The organism is Bradyrhizobium sp. NAS80.1 (assembly GCF_001908205.1).
Classification (GTDB): domain Bacteria; phylum Pseudomonadota; class Alphaproteobacteria; order Rhizobiales; family Xanthobacteraceae; genus Bradyrhizobium.
In genome coordinates this window covers 75227-90316 of sequence record NZ_LGHL01000007.1, presented here as the reverse complement: position 1 = coordinate 90316, position 15090 = coordinate 75227, and the positions used below count along the sequence as shown (strand labels likewise).

At 64.3% G+C, this 15090-nt stretch carries 14 protein-coding genes; 6 read left to right on the top strand and 8 right to left on the bottom strand.

Annotation, left to right across the window (positions count from 1 at the left end):
• Window positions 1-151: 151 nt before the first annotated feature.
• The 6 genes from AC629_RS02240 to AC629_RS02215 form a co-directional block, all read right to left on the bottom strand.
• Window positions 152-856: an ABC transporter ATP-binding protein gene (locus AC629_RS02240; RefSeq protein ID WP_084803143.1), complete on the bottom strand. Its 705-nt coding sequence runs from the start codon at window positions 854-856 to the stop codon at window positions 152-154.
• The gene (locus AC629_RS02235) at window positions 840-1571 is read right to left on the bottom strand and encodes an ABC transporter ATP-binding protein (RefSeq protein WP_084803142.1); all 732 of its coding nucleotides are present in this window, start codon (window positions 1569-1571) and stop codon (window positions 840-842) included. The genes AC629_RS02240 and AC629_RS02235 overlap by 17 nt, the downstream gene beginning before the upstream one ends.
• Complete coding sequence (locus AC629_RS02230) at window positions 1568-2551, bottom strand: branched-chain amino acid ABC transporter permease (RefSeq protein WP_084803141.1); 984 nt, start codon at window positions 2549-2551, stop codon at window positions 1568-1570. The genes AC629_RS02235 and AC629_RS02230 overlap by 4 nt, the downstream gene beginning before the upstream one ends.
• Complete coding sequence (locus tag AC629_RS02225; protein WP_084803140.1) at window positions 2551-3429, bottom strand: branched-chain amino acid ABC transporter permease; 879 nt, start codon at window positions 3427-3429, stop codon at window positions 2551-2553. Before AC629_RS02225 ends, AC629_RS02230 begins: the two co-directional genes overlap by 1 nt.
• Before the next feature lie 195 nt (window positions 3430-3624).
• Complete coding sequence (locus AC629_RS02220; protein WP_074119863.1) at window positions 3625-4869, bottom strand: ABC transporter substrate-binding protein; 1245 nt, start codon at window positions 4867-4869, stop codon at window positions 3625-3627.
• 89 nt (window positions 4870-4958) lie between these two features.
• Entirely contained in the window at window positions 4959-5774 is an 816-nt protein-coding gene (locus AC629_RS02215; RefSeq protein ID WP_084803139.1) for a putative hydro-lyase, read from the bottom strand.
• A 119-nt stretch (window positions 5775-5893) separates the two neighbouring features.
• On the opposite strand from AC629_RS02215, the gene AC629_RS02210 reads away from it, so the two are divergent.
• From AC629_RS02210 to AC629_RS02195, 4 genes are all read left to right on the top strand, one after another.
• Complete coding sequence (locus AC629_RS02210; protein ID WP_084803138.1) at window positions 5894-6811, top strand: LysR family transcriptional regulator; 918 nt, start codon at window positions 5894-5896, stop codon at window positions 6809-6811.
• Window positions 6812-6920: 109 nt separating this feature from the next.
• The gene (locus AC629_RS02205; protein WP_084803137.1) at window positions 6921-8171 is read left to right on the top strand and encodes a Zn-dependent hydrolase; all 1251 of its coding nucleotides are present in this window, start codon (window positions 6921-6923) and stop codon (window positions 8169-8171) included.
• Window positions 8172-8183: 12 nt separating this feature from the next.
• Window positions 8184-9095 carry an NAD(P)-dependent oxidoreductase gene (locus AC629_RS02200; protein ID WP_084803136.1) on the top strand — a complete coding sequence of 304 codons (912 nt, stop codon included), beginning with the start codon at window positions 8184-8186 and terminating at the stop codon, window positions 9093-9095.
• An 11-nt stretch (window positions 9096-9106) separates the two neighbouring features.
• Complete coding sequence (locus AC629_RS02195; protein WP_084803135.1) at window positions 9107-10180, top strand: malate/lactate/ureidoglycolate dehydrogenase; 1074 nt, start codon at window positions 9107-9109, stop codon at window positions 10178-10180.
• Window positions 10181-10251: 71 nt separating this feature from the next.
• On the opposite strand, the gene AC629_RS02190 is transcribed toward AC629_RS02195, so the two are convergent.
• A complete protein-coding gene (locus tag AC629_RS02190; RefSeq protein ID WP_084803134.1) occupies window positions 10252-11325 on the bottom strand; it encodes a tartrate dehydrogenase in 1074 nt (357 codons plus the stop codon).
• A 158-nt stretch (window positions 11326-11483) separates the two neighbouring features.
• Between AC629_RS02190 and AC629_RS02185 the strand changes: the two genes are divergently transcribed.
• Together AC629_RS02185 and AC629_RS02180 are read left to right on the top strand one after the other, a co-directional pair.
• Window positions 11484-12260, top strand: a complete 777-nt coding sequence (locus AC629_RS02185) for an SDR family oxidoreductase (RefSeq protein ID WP_084803133.1) — start codon at window positions 11484-11486, stop codon at window positions 12258-12260.
• A gap of 129 nt (window positions 12261-12389) precedes the next feature.
• Window positions 12390-13808 (top strand): amidase, encoded by a 1419-nt coding sequence (locus tag AC629_RS02180; protein ID WP_084803132.1) that lies wholly within the window; start codon window positions 12390-12392, stop codon window positions 13806-13808.
• A 173-nt stretch (window positions 13809-13981) separates the two neighbouring features.
• On the opposite strand, the gene AC629_RS02175 is transcribed toward AC629_RS02180, so the two are convergent.
• Entirely contained in the window at window positions 13982-15088 is a 1107-nt protein-coding gene (locus AC629_RS02175) for an amino acid ABC transporter permease (RefSeq protein ID WP_084803131.1), read from the bottom strand.
• Window positions 15089-15090: the final 2 nt, after the last annotated feature.

Genomic DNA, 15090 nt, shown 5'->3' with positions numbered 1-15090 from the left:
CCTCTCCCACCACTTTCATTCCCCGCGAAGGCGGGGAATCCAGTACGCTGCGGCTTCTCCGTATCCCACTGACGTCTCGGAATACTGGATCGCCCGCCTTCGCGGGCGATGACACCGAGAGCGTGGGACGCGCGCGCCCAACACTTTGTGGCTAAAGCCCGAGATACGCCTTGCGCACGTCCGGATTGTCCTTGATCTCCGCGGATGGCCCCTGCATCAGCACGCGGCCGGTCTGCAGAATGTAGGCGCGGTCGGCGATTTCGAGGCACTCGGCCATGCGCTGCTCGACGATCAGCACGGTCATGCCGGCGTCGCGGATGCGCTTCACCGCTTGAAAGATCTCGTCGACGAGCTTCGGCATGATGCCCTGCGAAGGCTCGTCCAGCATTAGCAGCCGCGGGCGCGTCATCAGCGCACGGCCGATGGCGAGCATCTGCTGCTCGCCGCCGGAAAGCGTCTCGGCGCGCTGCTCCAAACGTTCGGACAGGCGCGGAAACAGCTTGAAGACGAGATCGAGCGGCCCCTCGCGGTCCGCTTCGCCACGATAGAGATAACTGCCGAGGCGAAGATTGTCGCGCACCGAAAGACGCGGGAACAGTCGGCGGTTCTCCGGCACATAGGCGATGCCGGTGGCGGTGATGTGATGCTGCGCCATGCCGTCGAGGCGCTTGCCGTCAAACGTCACCGTGCCCGACCGCGGGCGCTCGGCACCGGCGATGGATTTCAGCAGCGTCGACTTGCCCGCACCGTTGGCGCCGGCGACGCAGACGATTTCGCCCTTCTGGACCTCGATCGAGACCGCGGAGATCGCGACCAGGCCCTGATAGGCGGTCGTGACTTCATGCACCGACAGCATGACGATCTCCCAGATATGCGCTGATCACCTTGGGATCGCGGACGACCTCAGTGGGCTTGCCCTCGACCAGCACCTTGCCGAGGTCGAGCACGATGGCGCGATCAACCAGCGGCATCACAATCTCCATGACATGCTCGACCATCAGAACGGTGATGCCGGCGTCGCGCACCTTGCGCACCAGCGCCACGCCGGTCTGTGCCTCGGTCGGCGTGAGGCCGGTGAGGACTTCGTCGAGCAGCAGCAGTTTCGGTTCGGTCGCGAGCGCGCGTGCGACTTCGAGGCGGCGCTTTTCGGCCGGCACGAGGTCGCTCGCGAGCACGTCGGCACGCGCGGCAAGACCGGTGAACTCCAGCACCTCATGCGCCTTGCGACGCGCCTCGCGCATCACGGTGTTGCGCACCAGAGCACCAACGATGACGTTGTCGATGACCGTCATGGTCTCGAAGCTCTTGACCACCTGGAAAGTGCGCCCGACGCCGCGCTGGCAGCGCTCGGCCGCCGGCATGTGGGTGACATCCTCGCCGTCGAACCAGATCGAGCCTTGAGTGGGCGGCAGGACGCCGGCGATGAGATTGAACAGCGTCGACTTGCCGGCGCCGTTCGGGCCGATCAGGCCGACGATCTCGCCGCGGCCGACCGAGATCGAGACGTCGCTGTTGGCGACGAGGCCGCCGAACCGCTGCCAGACACCGCGGGTTTCAAGGAGCGCGGTCATCGCGTGGCTCGCTTCGCTTTTGTGCGCGAGAAAAGGCTCACCAATCCCTGCGGCAAGGCCAGTGAGATCAGCACGATCAGCGTGCCGTAGACGATAAGATCGACGCCGCGGCCGGAGCCGCCGATATAGGAGCGCGTCAGCTCCGTCATCGGGATCAGGATGGCAGCGCCGAGCACGGGCCCCCAAAGGGTGCCAATGCCGCCGAGAACGGCCGGCAGCGCCATCAGCAGCGAGAACTGGAAGCCCATCACGCTCTCAGGATCGATATAGGCGAGGAACTGCGCATAGAAGGCGCCGCCGACGGCAACGAGGAAAGCGGAGACGGCCGCCGCGCCCATCTTGGAGTTGAACACGACGACGCCGAGGCTTTCAGCTGCTTCCGGGTTGTCCTTCACCGCGCGCCACCAAAAACCCCATTTGGAATCTTCGAGCCACCAGGTGACGAACCAGGCGAGGCTGCACAGCGCCAGCGCAAAATAGAAGTACGGCAACTTGCTGCGCATGAACTGGAATTTCAGCCAGCTGTCGCCGCGCACCGGAATGGTGATTCCCATCGCAGCCCCCGCCCACTCCCAGTTCTGGAACAGCAGCAGCCCGATCTCGGCGATGACGATGGTCGCGATCACGAAGTAATGGCCGCGCAGGCGGAAGAAGGGATAGCCCAGCCCCATCGCGATGACGGCCGCGATCACGCCGCCGGCGAGCATGCCGAACCAGGGCAGCACGCCGAACTTCGTGAACAGAAGCTCGGTGGTGTAGGCACCGATCCCGAAATAGAGCGCGTGTCCCAGCGAGATCTGTCCGCAATAGCCGGAGAGGATGTTCCAGCTCTGCGACAGCGCCGCATACATCAAGGTCAGGATCAGGATGTTCTGGACGTAGACGTCCTTGATGAACAGCGGCGCAAGCGCGGCCAGTGCGGCCAGCACCGCGGCGATGATGAGGTCGCGGCGGCGCCGCGCGGCAAAATTCTTGTCCATCACATCGACCCGAACAGGCCGCGCGGCCGGATGAAGACGACGAGGAGATAGACGGCGTAGATGCCGACCGACTTCAGCGAGGGCGGCAGCACCAGCGCGGTGACCGCCTCGACGAGGCCGACGATGATGCCGCCGGCGAAGGCGCCAAACACGCTGCCAAAACCACCCAGCGCCACCGTGACATAGGCGATCAAGGCGAAGGACGCGCCGACATCGGGATAGATGTAGAAGAACACCGCCATGATCGCGCCGGCGAGGCCGACCAGCGCGGCTCCGAGGCCCCAACCGAGTGCGAACACGCGGTTCTTGTCGATGCCGACGAGCGCGACCGCACCGGGATCTTCACGGGTGGCTTCCAACGCCCGGCCGAAGTCAGTGCGATGAATGAAGAAATAGAGGCCGGCAAAGGCCGCGATCGAAACCAGCGCGCCGATGAGCTGCGGCTCCGGCAGGAAGATGCCGGCGACCGAGATGGTTTTGCCGCCGAGCCAGGACTGTGGAATGCTGCGATAGTCCGGCGTGAAGAAGAACTGTGCGAGGCCGCGCATCACGATGGCGAGGCCGAAGGTGGAGAAGATCTGCACCATGCCTGCATTGGCCTTGGCCCGCATGGCGAAGCGTACGACTAATAGATAGACCACCGCTCCGAATACGAAGAGTGCCGCCGCGACCAGCGGCGCCGACAGCAAGGGATCGATGGCGAAGAACGCGAACAGGAAGAAGGACGCGTACATCGCAATCATCAGGAACTCGCCATGGGCGAAGTTCACGACGTCCATCAGACCGAAGATCAGCGCGAGGCCGACCGCAATCAGTCCGTAGAGCAGGCCCATGAGAAGGCCGCTCGCGAGACTCTGTATAATGGCTTGGGCTGTCACCTCTGGTCCCCCGCTCGAAATGTCTTCGTGGGCTTCGTCATAGCGAGCGAAGCGAAGCAATCCAGAATGTCACCGCCGGGCGTGGTCTGGATTGCTTCGTCGCCAGCGCAAAATTGCTTCGCAATTTTGTCGCGGGCTCCTCGCAATGACGAGGCGCTCACGACGATCTCGATTGCTCCCCTGTTCCGGCCCCGCTTACTTCATCGGCCAGATCGCCTCGGCGATCGCGGCCTGCGGCGGGAAGACGGTGACGAACTTGCCGCCGACATATTGCAGCAACACCGGGTCGGCGTCGTTGTTCTGGCCCGCCTCGTCGAACTTGACGCGCTTCCAGGGCATGATGGTCTGCTCGCCCGGGATGTCGGTCGCCGCCAGCGCGTCGCGGATCTTCTCGCCGTCGGCCGACTTGGCGCGGTTGATCGCGTCGGCGAGGATGATTAGGCCCATGAACTGGCGCGAGGTGAGGTCGTTGAAGTCCTTGCCCGAGCGCGCCTTGAACATCTCGTTGATCTTGCCGACCATCGGGCGCTTCTGCGCAAGGTCGAGCGAGAAAGTGCCGCGCGAGATCACGCCTTCGAGCTTATCGCCGACGGCATCATAGAGCGCCTTCTCGGAGAAACCGGCGTCCTGCGCCACGATAGCGTTCGGCTTGTAGCCGAGCTCGGCCATGGTCTTGACGAGGAGGATACCGTCGGTGGTGTAGCTCGAAGGCATCAGCACATCGGCATTCGCGGTCTTGAGCTGCTGCACCTCGGCCGAGAGCGAGGGCGAGTTGGCGCGATACTTGATGTCGGACACGATCTTGTAACCGCGCTCGCCGGCGATCTTGGCCTGGGCGTTGCCCGAGTCGGTGCCGAAGATGGTGTCCTCGTGGAACAGCGACAGCGTCTCGATTTTGGTGCCCTTCTTCTTCATGGCGTCGAAGAAGTCGAACATCGCGGCCGAGTACATTTCGTCATGCGGGGCGGCGCGGAAGTAATATTTGAGGCCGCGGCGATGCAGGCTCGGCGAGGAGTTGTCGGCCGAGACGAACGGGATCTGGTAGCGTTCGCAGATCTGGCTGACGGTAACGGCGACCGCGCTCTGATAGGTGCCGATGATGGCGGAGACCTTCTCCTGGGTGATCAGGCGCTCGGCCTCGGCGCGGCCCTTCTGCGGATCGGCCTGGTGGTCGGCGAACACGAGACGCACCTTTGCGCCGCCGAGACCCGGCAGGCCCTCGCCCTTCGCGAGCGGCAGATCGAAATCGGTGTCCTTGTTGATGACCTCGAGCGCGGTCTCATAGGCCTTCTGCGCGTCGACGCCCTGCTGGGCGCTGCCGCCGGAGAACGGATAGATGACGCCGATCACGACTTCCGAGGTCTGGGCGCGTGCAGCCAGCGGCACCAGCGCTGCGGTGGCGGTGGCTCCTAACAGCACGTCGCGGCGAGAGATCGTCATGGCAAAGTCCCCTCTTACTGAATTTCGATTGATCGAATGAAGCGATTGATGAATGCGGTAAAGCCCGAAGAAGCAGCAAACGCTGCCTACTAAATCACGGCCATGCTCCTGTTCTTCAGATCCGTCACCAGCATCAGGCCGGGCGAATGCGTGATCGCGAATGGCACCTTCGCGGCGTTGATCACCGATTGCGGCGTGACGCCGCATGCCCAGAACACCGGGATCTCGTCGTCGGCGACGGGCACGGGGTCGCCATAGTCGGGCTTGGCGATGTCCTTGATGCCGATCAGATGCGGATGGCCGAGATGCACGGGCGCCCCGTGCACGGCGGGATAGCGCGAGGTGATCTGCACCGCACGGATCGCATCCGCCGGCTTGAACGGACGCATCGACACCACCATGGGCCCGGCGAACGGACCGGACTCGCCGCAAGCGATGTTGGTGCGGTACATCGGCACCCGCACATTACGCTCGATGTGGCGGATCGGCATGCCCTCGTCGAGCAACGCCTCTTCGAACGAGAACGAGCAGCCGAGCACGAAGGTCACGAGATCGTCGCGCCAGTACTTCGACACGTCGGTCGGCTCGTCGACCACCTCGCCGTCACGCCAGACGCGGTAGCGCGGCACATCCGTGCGGATATCGAGATCGGCGCCGAGCGCCGGGATGTGCGGACTGCCAACGTCGGACATGCCGATGATCGGGCATGGCTTGGGATTGAGCTGGCAGAAGCGGTGAAAGGCGCTGGCGTATTCGGCCGGCAGGATCGCCAGATTGCCCTGGACGAAGCCGGGGGCGACGCCGGCGGTGGAGGCGACGAGCCCCTCACGGTAGGCGACCCGAGCCTTGCGGCTCGGGAGCGTGTCGGGCGTTTCAGTTTGCTGCACTGCCGCAAAAACAGTCATCTGATCGACCTGCCTATAAACTCGACAAAGACAGCCAACACCAGGCGTGCTATAAAGTCTAATCTTCCTTTCTAATCGATCTCGATAAATCAAATTTATATATCGGGAAAATCCTTCCAATGCTGGACTTCAGGTCGATCGAAACCTTCCTCTGGGTTGTGAAGCTCGGCAGCTTTCGCGGCGCCGCGGCACGGCTCAACACCACCCAGCCAGCGATCTCCCAGCGCATCGCGCAGCTCGAGCGCGAGATGGGCGTAAAGCTCCTGAACCGCGATCATCGCGTGGCTTCGCCGACGCCGAGTGGCCGACAGATGATGGTCTATGCGGAGAAGTTGATCGGCCTGCGCGCGGCGATGATGGCGGAGATCGGCGACCGCTCCGCAATGCGCGGCGTGATGCGCCTCGGCGTCGCCGAAACCATCGTGCACACCTGGCTGCCGCGCCTGGTGAAGAGCGTAAACGAGATCTATCCGAACCTGTCGCTCGAGATCGAGGTCGACATCACGCCGAACCTCACCGCGCGCCTGCTCGCGCAGGAGATCGAGCTTGCCTTCGTGGTGGGACCGCTGTCTGCTTCGGGCGTGCACAACCGCGTGCTCGCGGATTATCCGATCGGATTTCTCGCAAGTCCCTCGCTCGGCCTCGGCAAAGGTCCGGTGACGCGCGCCGAGCTGGCGCGGTTTCCGATCATCACCTTCCCGCGCAAGACGCGGCCTTATGAGGTCGTGCGCGAGGTCTTCGACCGGCCGGAGCTGCCGCCGATCCGGCTGCACGCGTCGGCGTCGCTGGCGACCGTTATCCACATGGCGGTCGAAGGGCTCGGCATCGCGGTAATCCCCGACGCCATCGTCGAGAACGAGCTCTCCGACGGGCGGCTGCAGCTACTCGACACCGACCTCGCCATCTCGCCGCTGACGTTCACGGCAAGCTGGCTCGCCTCGCCCGACGTCGTGGCGGTGGAGCGCGTCGCCGAGCTTGCACGGCAGATTGCGCAGAGCAGCCTCGCGGTTGACGAGCCCGCGCTGGCGCGTCATTGAAAAAAGACGCCGGACAACCTTCAACGTCATTCCGGGGCGATGCGACGGGACCGCGCGAAGTGCGGCCCGGCAGCATCGAACCCGGAATGACAACTGAGAGACTGACCGCATGAGCCGAGCCGCCACCAACCTGCAAATCGATTCCGCCCGCCTCTGGGGCTCCATCCACGAGACCGCGCAGTTCGGTGCGACGCAGAAAGGCGGCGTGCGGCGACTGACGCTGAGCACCGAAGACAAGCAGGTGCGCAACTGGTTCCGGAAGGCCTGCGAGGACGCCGGCCTCGAAGTGCATGTCGATGCGCTCGGCTCGATGTTCGGCCTGCGCAAGGGCCGCGACATGTCGAAGCCGCCCGTCGGCATCGGCTCGCATCTCGACACCCAGCCGACCGGCGGCAAATATGACGGCATTCTGGGGACGCTCGGCGCGCTTGAAGTCATCCGCACGCTGAACGACGCCGGCATCGAAACCGAAGCGCCGATCTGCGTCGTCAACTGGACCAACGAGGAAGGCTCGCGCTTCGCGCCCGCGATGATGGCCTCGGCCGCCTATGTCGGCGATTTCACCACCGACGATATTCTCTCGCGCAAGGACGCCGAGGGCGTCACAGTGAGCCAGGCGCTCGACGGCATCGGCTATCGCGGCGACAAGCCGGTCGGCTTCCAGAAGCTCGGCTGCTTCGTCGAATTGCACATCGAGCAGGGTCCGATCTTGGAAGCCGAGGGCAAGACCATCGGCGTGGTCGATTCCGGCCAGGGCGTGCTCTGGTACGACGGCAAGATTTCCGGCTTCGAGAGCCATGCGGGATCGACGCCGATGCCGCTGCGGCGCGATGCGCTCGCCACGCTCTCGGAGATCGTGCTGGCGATGGAAGCGATCGCCAAGAAGCACGGGCCGAAGGCGGTCGGCACCATCGGCGAGGCAGTGATCGTAAACCCCTCGCGCAACGTCATTCCCGGCGAGATCGCCTTCACCGTGGATTGCCGCAGCGCGGATGGCACGATCATGGATGCGCTCGACCGCGATCTTCGCGCCGCGATCGCCGAGATCGCCGCGCGCCGCAAGGTCGAGGTCAAGATCGACCTGGTCTGGCGCAAGCCTCCGACGCACTTCGATCCCAAGCTCATAGCGGCGGTCGAAAACGCGGCGAATACGCTCGGCTACTCCAGTCGCCGCATCACCTCCGGCGCCGGCCACGACGCCTGCAACCTCAACACCGTCATGCCGGCGGCGATGGTGTTCGTGCCCTGCAAGGACGGAATCAGCCACAACGAGCTGGAGGATGCCACGCAGCCGGACTGCGCCGCAGGCACCAACGTGCTGTTGCATACCGTGCTGGCCATCGCCGGCGTCGCATCCTGATCGGAGAGAGCCATGCGCAGAGTTTTCGTCGACGCCAACGAAGCCCTCGCCGTGATCATGGAGCGGCTGGCAAAGCCCGGCGATCCAAAGGTGCGGATCCACAGGGATCCCGACATCAAGCCCGAGCAATATCCTGAAATCCTCGATGGCGCCGAGATCGCGATCGTCGACCACACGGCGCTCCCGACCGAGGTCGCGAAGAGATGCGCGGGCCTCAAGCACGTCGTTTTCCTCGGCACCGGCGCGCGCAGCTACATGAATCCGGAGGAGCTCGCAGAGCTTGGCATTTCCGTGCATCTGATCAAGGGCTATGGCGACACCGCTGTGGCCGAATCCGCGATCGCGCTGATGTGGTCCTCCGCCCGCGTCATCGCGATGATGGATCGCGAGATGCGCGCCGGCAACTGGCTGCGCGAGGACGGCATGCAGCTCACGGGCAAGACGCTCGGCCTGATCGGCTTCGGCGGCATCGCCGCCGAGGTCGCGCGCATTGCGTCCGGCAGCGGCATGAAAGTGATCGCCTGGAACCGCTCGCCGAAGACCCACTCCGGCGTGGAGTTCACCGACCTCGACACGCTGCTGGCCAGAAGCGACGTGGTATCGCTGCACTTGCTGCTCAACGACGAGACCCGCGGCATGATCACGCGCGACAAGATCGCGAAGATGAAGCCTGGCGTCATCCTGATCAACACCGCCCGCGGCGCCATTGTCGACGAACAAGCCATGATCGACGCGCTGAAGTCGGGCCACATCCGCCATGCCGGTCTCGATGTCTTCAATGTCGAGCCACTGCCGGCCGACCATCCGCTGACGACGATTCCGAACGTGACGCTGTCGGCGCATTCGGCGTTCCGGACGCCGGAGGCCAGCGAGAACCTCATTCATGCCGCATGGGAACATTGCCGCAGAATTGTGAAAGGATAAGAGCAACAACAATGGCCGACTACCGCACCATCAAGGCAGAGCCGCTCACCAACGTCATCCGCGCCATCGCGAAAGCCGGCGGCTCCTCGGACCGCGAAGCCGATCTCGTGTCCACCAACCTCGTCGAGGCGAATCTCAAGGGCCACGACTCGCACGGCGTCGGCATGATTCCGCGTTATGCCGAGGGAGTGGCCGAGGGCGGTCTCGCCGTGAACCAGCACGTCAAGATCGTGCTGGACACAGGCCCCCTGCTCACCCTGGACGGCCTCACCGGCTACGGTCAGGTGATGGGTTACGAGGCGATGGAGCTGGGCGCCGAGCGCGCCAAGCGCAACGGCGTGTGCGTCGTCGGCCTCTCCAACTCGCACCACATCGGCCGCATCGGCCACTGGGCCGAGCAGTGTATCGACCATGGACTGGTGTCGATCCACTTCGTCAACGTGATCTCGCGCCCAATCGTGGCGCCGTGGGGCGGCAGCGATGCGCGCCATGGCACCAACCCGTTCTGCGTCGGCATCCCGCGCAAAGGCAAGGAGCCGATCGTGCTCGACTTCGCCACCAGCAAGATCGCGCAAGGAAAGACCCGCGTCGCCCACAACAAGGGCGTCGAGCTGGAGCCCGGCACCATCATCGACAACGAGGGTAAGCCGACCACAAATCCGCGCTACACCGTGATCCCCCCGCACGGCGCGATCCTGCCCTTCGGCGAGCACAAGGGTTCGGGACTGGCGCTGGTGTGCGAAATCCTGGGCGGCGCGCTCACGGGCGGCCAGACCGTCAAGGGCCCGGATGACGGCAAGCGCCGCGTGCTGAACGGCATGCTCTCGATCATCATCGATCCGAACAAGCTCGGCACCGGCCAGAACCTCGCGCGCGAAGTCGAGAGCTTTGTCGCCTGGCACACTGCCTCGCCTCCCGGCCCCGGCGTCGACAGAGTGAAGATCGCGGGCGAGCCCGAGCGCGAGACCAAGAAGAAGCGTTTGGCCGAGGGCATTCCGGTCGATCCGAACACCTGGCAGGAGATCCTGGACGCCGGGAAGAGGTTCGGGCTGGATCAGGCCGCGATCGAGAAGATTGCGGGCTAGTTAAAAACGAAGGGCATCTCTCAATGTCGTCCCGGCCTTCGCCGGGACGACCCCGTGTTCGGTAGCCTGCCTTAGTCCACCATATCCGCGACCGCCTTGCCGCACGCGGTCGTGTCGGCGTTGCCGCCGAGGTCCTTGGTACGGAGCGTACGTTCGGCAAGTGTGCGCTCGATCGCATCGACGATTGACCTGCCGGCTTCCTTCTCGCCGAGATGCTCGAACATCATCGCGCCCGACCAGATCATTCCGATCGGATTGGCGATGCCCTGCCCCGCGATATCAGGCGCCGAGCCGTGCACGGGCTCGAACACCGACGGGAAATCGCCCTCCGGGTTGATGTTGCCTGATGGTGCGATGCCGATGGTGCCGGTGCAGGCAGGTCCGAGGTCGGAGAGGATGTCCCCGAACAGATTGGAGCCGACCACGACGTCGAACCAGTCCGGGTGCAACACGAAGTTCGCGGTCAGGATGTCGATGTGGTACTTGTCCCACTTCACGCCCGGAAACTTCCTGGCCATCGCCTCCACGCGTTCGTCCCAATAGGGCATGGTGATGGAGATGCCGTTGGACTTCGTCGCCGAGGTCAGGTGCTTCTTCGGCCGCGACTGCGCGAGCTCGAAGGCGAACTTCAGGATGCGGTCGACGCCGGTACGGGTCATCACGGTCTGTTGGGTGACGAACTCGCGGTCAGTATCGGGGAACATGCGGCCGCCGACGGAGGAATATTCGCCTTCCGTGTTCTCGCGCACCACCCAGAAGTCGATGTCACCGGGCTTGCGGCCCGCCAGCGGCGACGGCACGCCGGGCATCAGCCGCACCGGGCGCAGGTTCACATACTGGTCGAACTCGCGGCGAAACTTGATAAGCGAGCCCCACAACGAGACGTGGTCCGGGATTTTTGCCGGCCAGCCGACGGCTCCGAAGTAGATCGCGTCGTGCTTGCCGATCTTCTCCTTCCAATCATCGGGCATCATCTGGCCGTGCTTTTCGTAATAGTCCCAGGACGAGAAGTCGAAATGGTCAAAGTGCAGGGAGATGCCGTGTTTCTTCGCCGCTGCCTCCAGAACGCGCAGGCCCTCGGGCATCACTTCCTTGCCGATGCCATCGCCGGGAATGACTGCGATCCGGTATTGCTTCTTGCTCATCGAGAACGTCCTTGGTTGGTTCCGGCAGCCGCCGTCTTTTTTGGTCGCACTGCAATGACCCAAACTCGGCGGCAGTGCAACGCTGCACTGCAATGTTGACCATGGCGCGGCTGAGCGCCTACTGATTTCATCCTGTTCCCACCGAGCGAGTAACCTGCATGGATCTGCATTTGCGTGGCAAGCGCGTCCTGATCACCGGCGCGTCCAAGGGCATTGGCGCAGCCGCCGCCGAGGCCTTTGCCGAGGAAGGCGCGCACCTCCTGCTTGCCGCCCGCAGCGGCGATCAGCTCAAAGCGCTGGCGGATCGCTTGCGCTCCGCGCACCAGATCGATGCCGCCACAACCGTCGTCGACCTACGCAAGGCCGAGGACGTGGTGCGGCTCGCCAGGGAGGCGGCAGAGATCGACATCCTCGTCAACAATGCCGGTGACATCCCCGGCGGCTCCATCGACAAGATCGACGAGGCGACCTGGCGGCACGCCTGGGAACTGAAAGTGTTCGGCTACATCAACCTCACGCGCATGATCTACGCCCAGATGAAGGCGCGCGGCGGCGGTGTGATCGTCAACGACATCGGCGCGGCCGGCGAGAAGTTCGATGCCAATTACATCTGCGGCAGCGCCGGCAATGCCGCGCTGATGGCTTTCACCCGTGCGCTCGGAGGCAAGAGCCTAGCTGACAACATCCGCGTGGTCGGCATCAATCCCGGCCCCGTCGGCACCGATCGCCACGTCACGCTGCTCAAGACGCGGGCAAAGCACCAGTTCGGCGACGAGACCCGCTACAAGGAATTCCAGAGGAGCCTGCCGCTCGGCCGCCCCGCGCATGCACGCGAGATCGGCGACCTCATGGCGTTCCTGGCGTCCGATCGCGCCGGCTACACGTCGGGCGTGATCTACACGGTGGACGGCGGCATCAGCGCGGGGTGGGGTTAACTCCATCCTCGTCATTGCGAGCGACGCGAAGCAATCCAGAAATGCATCCGCAGCAAAAAAAGTCTGGATTGCTTCGTCGCTTCGCTCCTCGCAATGATGCAGCCTAGAACAAGCATAGGAGTAACATAATTGTCTCAAGACCTGATCCGCGAAACCGCATGCGCCGTGGTCGACAAGCTGCGGTCCGGCGACGTCTCGCCGCTCGAACTGCTGGATGTGCTGGAGAAGCGCATCAATGAGGTGGACGACAAGGTCAATGCGCTGCCGACGCTGTGCTTCGATCGCGCGCGGGATAGCGCGAAAGCGCTGATGCAGAAGCCGGCCGGCGCGCGCGGGCTGCTGGCGGGCCTTCCAGTGCCGATCAAGGATCTGACCGACGTTGCGGGCGTGCTGAATACCCAGGGCTCGCCGATCTACAAGGACAACGTCCCCGCAAAGTCCGACCTCATGGTCGAGAACCTCGAGGCCAACGGCGCCGTGGTCTACGCAAAATCCAACACGCCCGAGTTCGGCGCCGGCGCCAACACCTTCAACGAGGTATTCGGCGCGACGCTCAATCCGTGGGATACGTCCAAATCGGCGGCCGGTTCCTCCGGTGGCGCCGCCGTCGCGCTGGCCACCGGCATGGCCTGGCTCGCGCATGGGTCGGACATGGGCGGCAGCCTGCGCAACCCGGCGAGCTTCTGCGGCATCGTCGGCATGCGGCCGAGCATCGGCCGCGTCGCGCACACGCCGAAGGCGGGTATCAACCGTAATCTCGGCGTCCAGGGCCCGATGGCGCGCAATGTCGAGGATCTCGCGCTGCTGCTCGACGCGATGAGCGGCGACTATGCGGCCGATCCTCTGTCGCTGCCGGCGCCGGCAACCTCGTTCCTGTCGGCGGCGCAGTCGGGCAAGAAGCCGAAGCGCATCGCTTATTCGCCCGATCTCGGCATCACGCCGGTCGATCCCGAGGTCAAGGCGATCACGCGCAAGGCGGCGGAACGCTTCGCAGAAGCCGGAGCGACCGTCGAAGAGGCGCATCCGGACTGGCGCGAGGCGCATGAATGCTTCCACGTGCTGCGCGCCTTCGATTTCGCGATCAGCAAGGCCCAGCTGCTCCGCACCCAGCGCGACCTCCTCAAGCCCGAGGTGATCTGGAATATCGAGGAAGGCCTCAAGCTCACCGTCGAGCAACTCGAGCGCGCCGAAGCGCAACGCGTCGGCATGACCGCGCGCGCGATTGAGTTCTTCAACACCTACGATCTCTTGCTGGCGCCGACGACCATCGTGCCTCCCTTCCCGATCGAGCATCGCTATGTCGCCGAATGCGCCGGCAAGCGTTTCGACAATTACGTCGAATGGCTCGGCATCGTCTACGCCATCACGCTGGCCTGTTGTCCCTCACTGTCGCTGCCCTGCGGCTTCACGGCCTCGGGCCTGCCCGTCGGCATCCAGGTCGTCGGCGCGCCACGCGCAGATGCGCAAGTGATCGCCGGCGCCAAGGTGCTGGAGGATATCTTGGGTCTGCGCGGCACCACGCCGATTGATCCGAAGGTGAAGAAATAGTCGCGCTCTCGTGCCCTGGACGCAGCGCAGCGCTCCTTCAGCGGTGCGCTGCAGAGCCGGGGCCCAGCCCACGCTTTCCGCGATCGACCATGCATCTCCTGGGTCCCGGCTCTGCGGCGCAGCGCTGACGCGCTGCACCTTGTCCGGGACACGAGAGAGGTAGCGCGGGATTCTCACCTCCCGCTCGTCGCCTCCAGGCTCCGGCTATACCGCGACATCGCGAAGCAGAAGACGAAATAGATCGCGGCGACGAAGATGTAGACCTCCACCGAGAATTGCTGCCAGGCGGGGTCGATGATCGCCGTCTTCGCCGTCGTCAGCAGGTCGAAGATGCCGATGATCAGGACGAGGCTGGTGTCCTTGAAGAAAGCGATGAAGGTGTTGACCAACGGCGGGATGACGTGGCGGATCGCCTGCGGCAGGACGATCAACCGGTGCTTGCGCCAGTAAGACAGCCCCAGCGCATCGGCGGCCTCATACTGCCCACGCGGCACGGCCTGAAGCCCGCCGCGAATGACTTCTGCGAGATAAGCCCCGGCGAAAAGGATGATCGCGATCTGCGCGCGCAGGAGTTTGTCGATGTTGAAGCCAGCAGGCATGAACAGCGGAAACATTACGCTCGCCATGAACAACAAGCTCACCAGCGGCACGCCGCGGATCAGCTCGACATAGAGCACGCTGAGCGAGCGGATCGCCGGCAGCTTTGAACGCCGGCCGAGCGCGACGAGAATGCCGAGCGGGAAGCCGAAAGCTAGGCCGAAGGTTGCGAGGATCAGAGTCACCGGCAGTCCGCCCCAGCGATCCTGCGAGACGAAACTGAGCCCCAGCACGCCGCCCCACATCAGCACGCTGATCAGCGCCAACGCGCCGATCCAGAGATAGGCCAGCTCGCGCCGCCACAGGGCGCGGCGGGTAGAGAGGTAGAACAGCGCAATGAACAGCAGCACCGACAGCGCCGGCCGCCACTGCTCGTCAAACGGATAGGTGCCGAACAGGATGAAGCGGTATTTCTCAGGAATGATCGCCCAGCAGGCACCGACACCGCGCACCGCACGGCAGGCACTGGAGTCGTTCGCCGGCGTCAGCCAGACCGCATTCGCGATGCCCCATTGCGCGAAGCTGATCACACCTTTCGCGAGCACCGCCAGCAACGCCACCGTGAGGATGCCGTTCGGAATCGACGAGAACAGATTGGTGCGCAGCCAGCGCAGCACCGGGTTCCCAACTTGCGGTCGGCGGGCGGCACGTGGTGCGTCGGGGATATCGGTGATCACGGTCATGA

What these genes read in the sequence shown, in the direction of transcription:
- AC629_RS02195 (WP_084803135.1), top strand. Translation starts at nt 9,107, where the DNA reads ATGGCCGACTACCGCACCATCAAGGCAGAGCCGCTCACCAACGTCATC.
- AC629_RS02200 (WP_084803136.1), top strand. Translation starts at nt 8,184, where the DNA reads ATGCGCAGAGTTTTCGTCGACGCCAACGAAGCCCTCGCCGTGATCATG.
- AC629_RS02190 (WP_084803134.1), bottom strand. Translation starts at nt 11,325, where the DNA reads ATGAGCAAGAAGCAATACCGGATCGCAGTCATTCCCGGCGATGGCATC.
- AC629_RS02205 (WP_084803137.1), top strand. Translation starts at nt 6,921, where the DNA reads ATGAGCCGAGCCGCCACCAACCTGCAAATCGATTCCGCCCGCCTCTGG.
- AC629_RS02230 (WP_084803141.1), bottom strand. Translation starts at nt 2,551, where the DNA reads ATGGACAAGAATTTTGCCGCGCGGCGCCGCCGCGACCTCATCATCGCC.
- AC629_RS02175 (WP_084803131.1), bottom strand. Translation starts at nt 15,088, where the DNA reads ATGACCGTGATCACCGATATCCCCGACGCACCACGTGCCGCCCGCCGA.
- AC629_RS02215 (WP_084803139.1), bottom strand. Translation starts at nt 5,774, where the DNA reads ATGACTGTTTTTGCGGCAGTGCAGCAAACTGAAACGCCCGACACGCTC.
- AC629_RS02210 (WP_084803138.1), top strand. Translation starts at nt 5,894, where the DNA reads ATGCTGGACTTCAGGTCGATCGAAACCTTCCTCTGGGTTGTGAAGCTC.
- AC629_RS02220 (WP_074119863.1), bottom strand. Translation starts at nt 4,869, where the DNA reads ATGACGATCTCTCGCCGCGACGTGCTGTTAGGAGCCACCGCCACCGCA.
- AC629_RS02240 (WP_084803143.1), bottom strand. Translation starts at nt 856, where the DNA reads ATGCTGTCGGTGCATGAAGTCACGACCGCCTATCAGGGCCTGGTCGCG.
- AC629_RS02185 (WP_084803133.1), top strand. Translation starts at nt 11,484, where the DNA reads ATGGATCTGCATTTGCGTGGCAAGCGCGTCCTGATCACCGGCGCGTCC.
- AC629_RS02235 (WP_084803142.1), bottom strand. Translation starts at nt 1,571, where the DNA reads ATGACCGCGCTCCTTGAAACCCGCGGTGTCTGGCAGCGGTTCGGCGGC.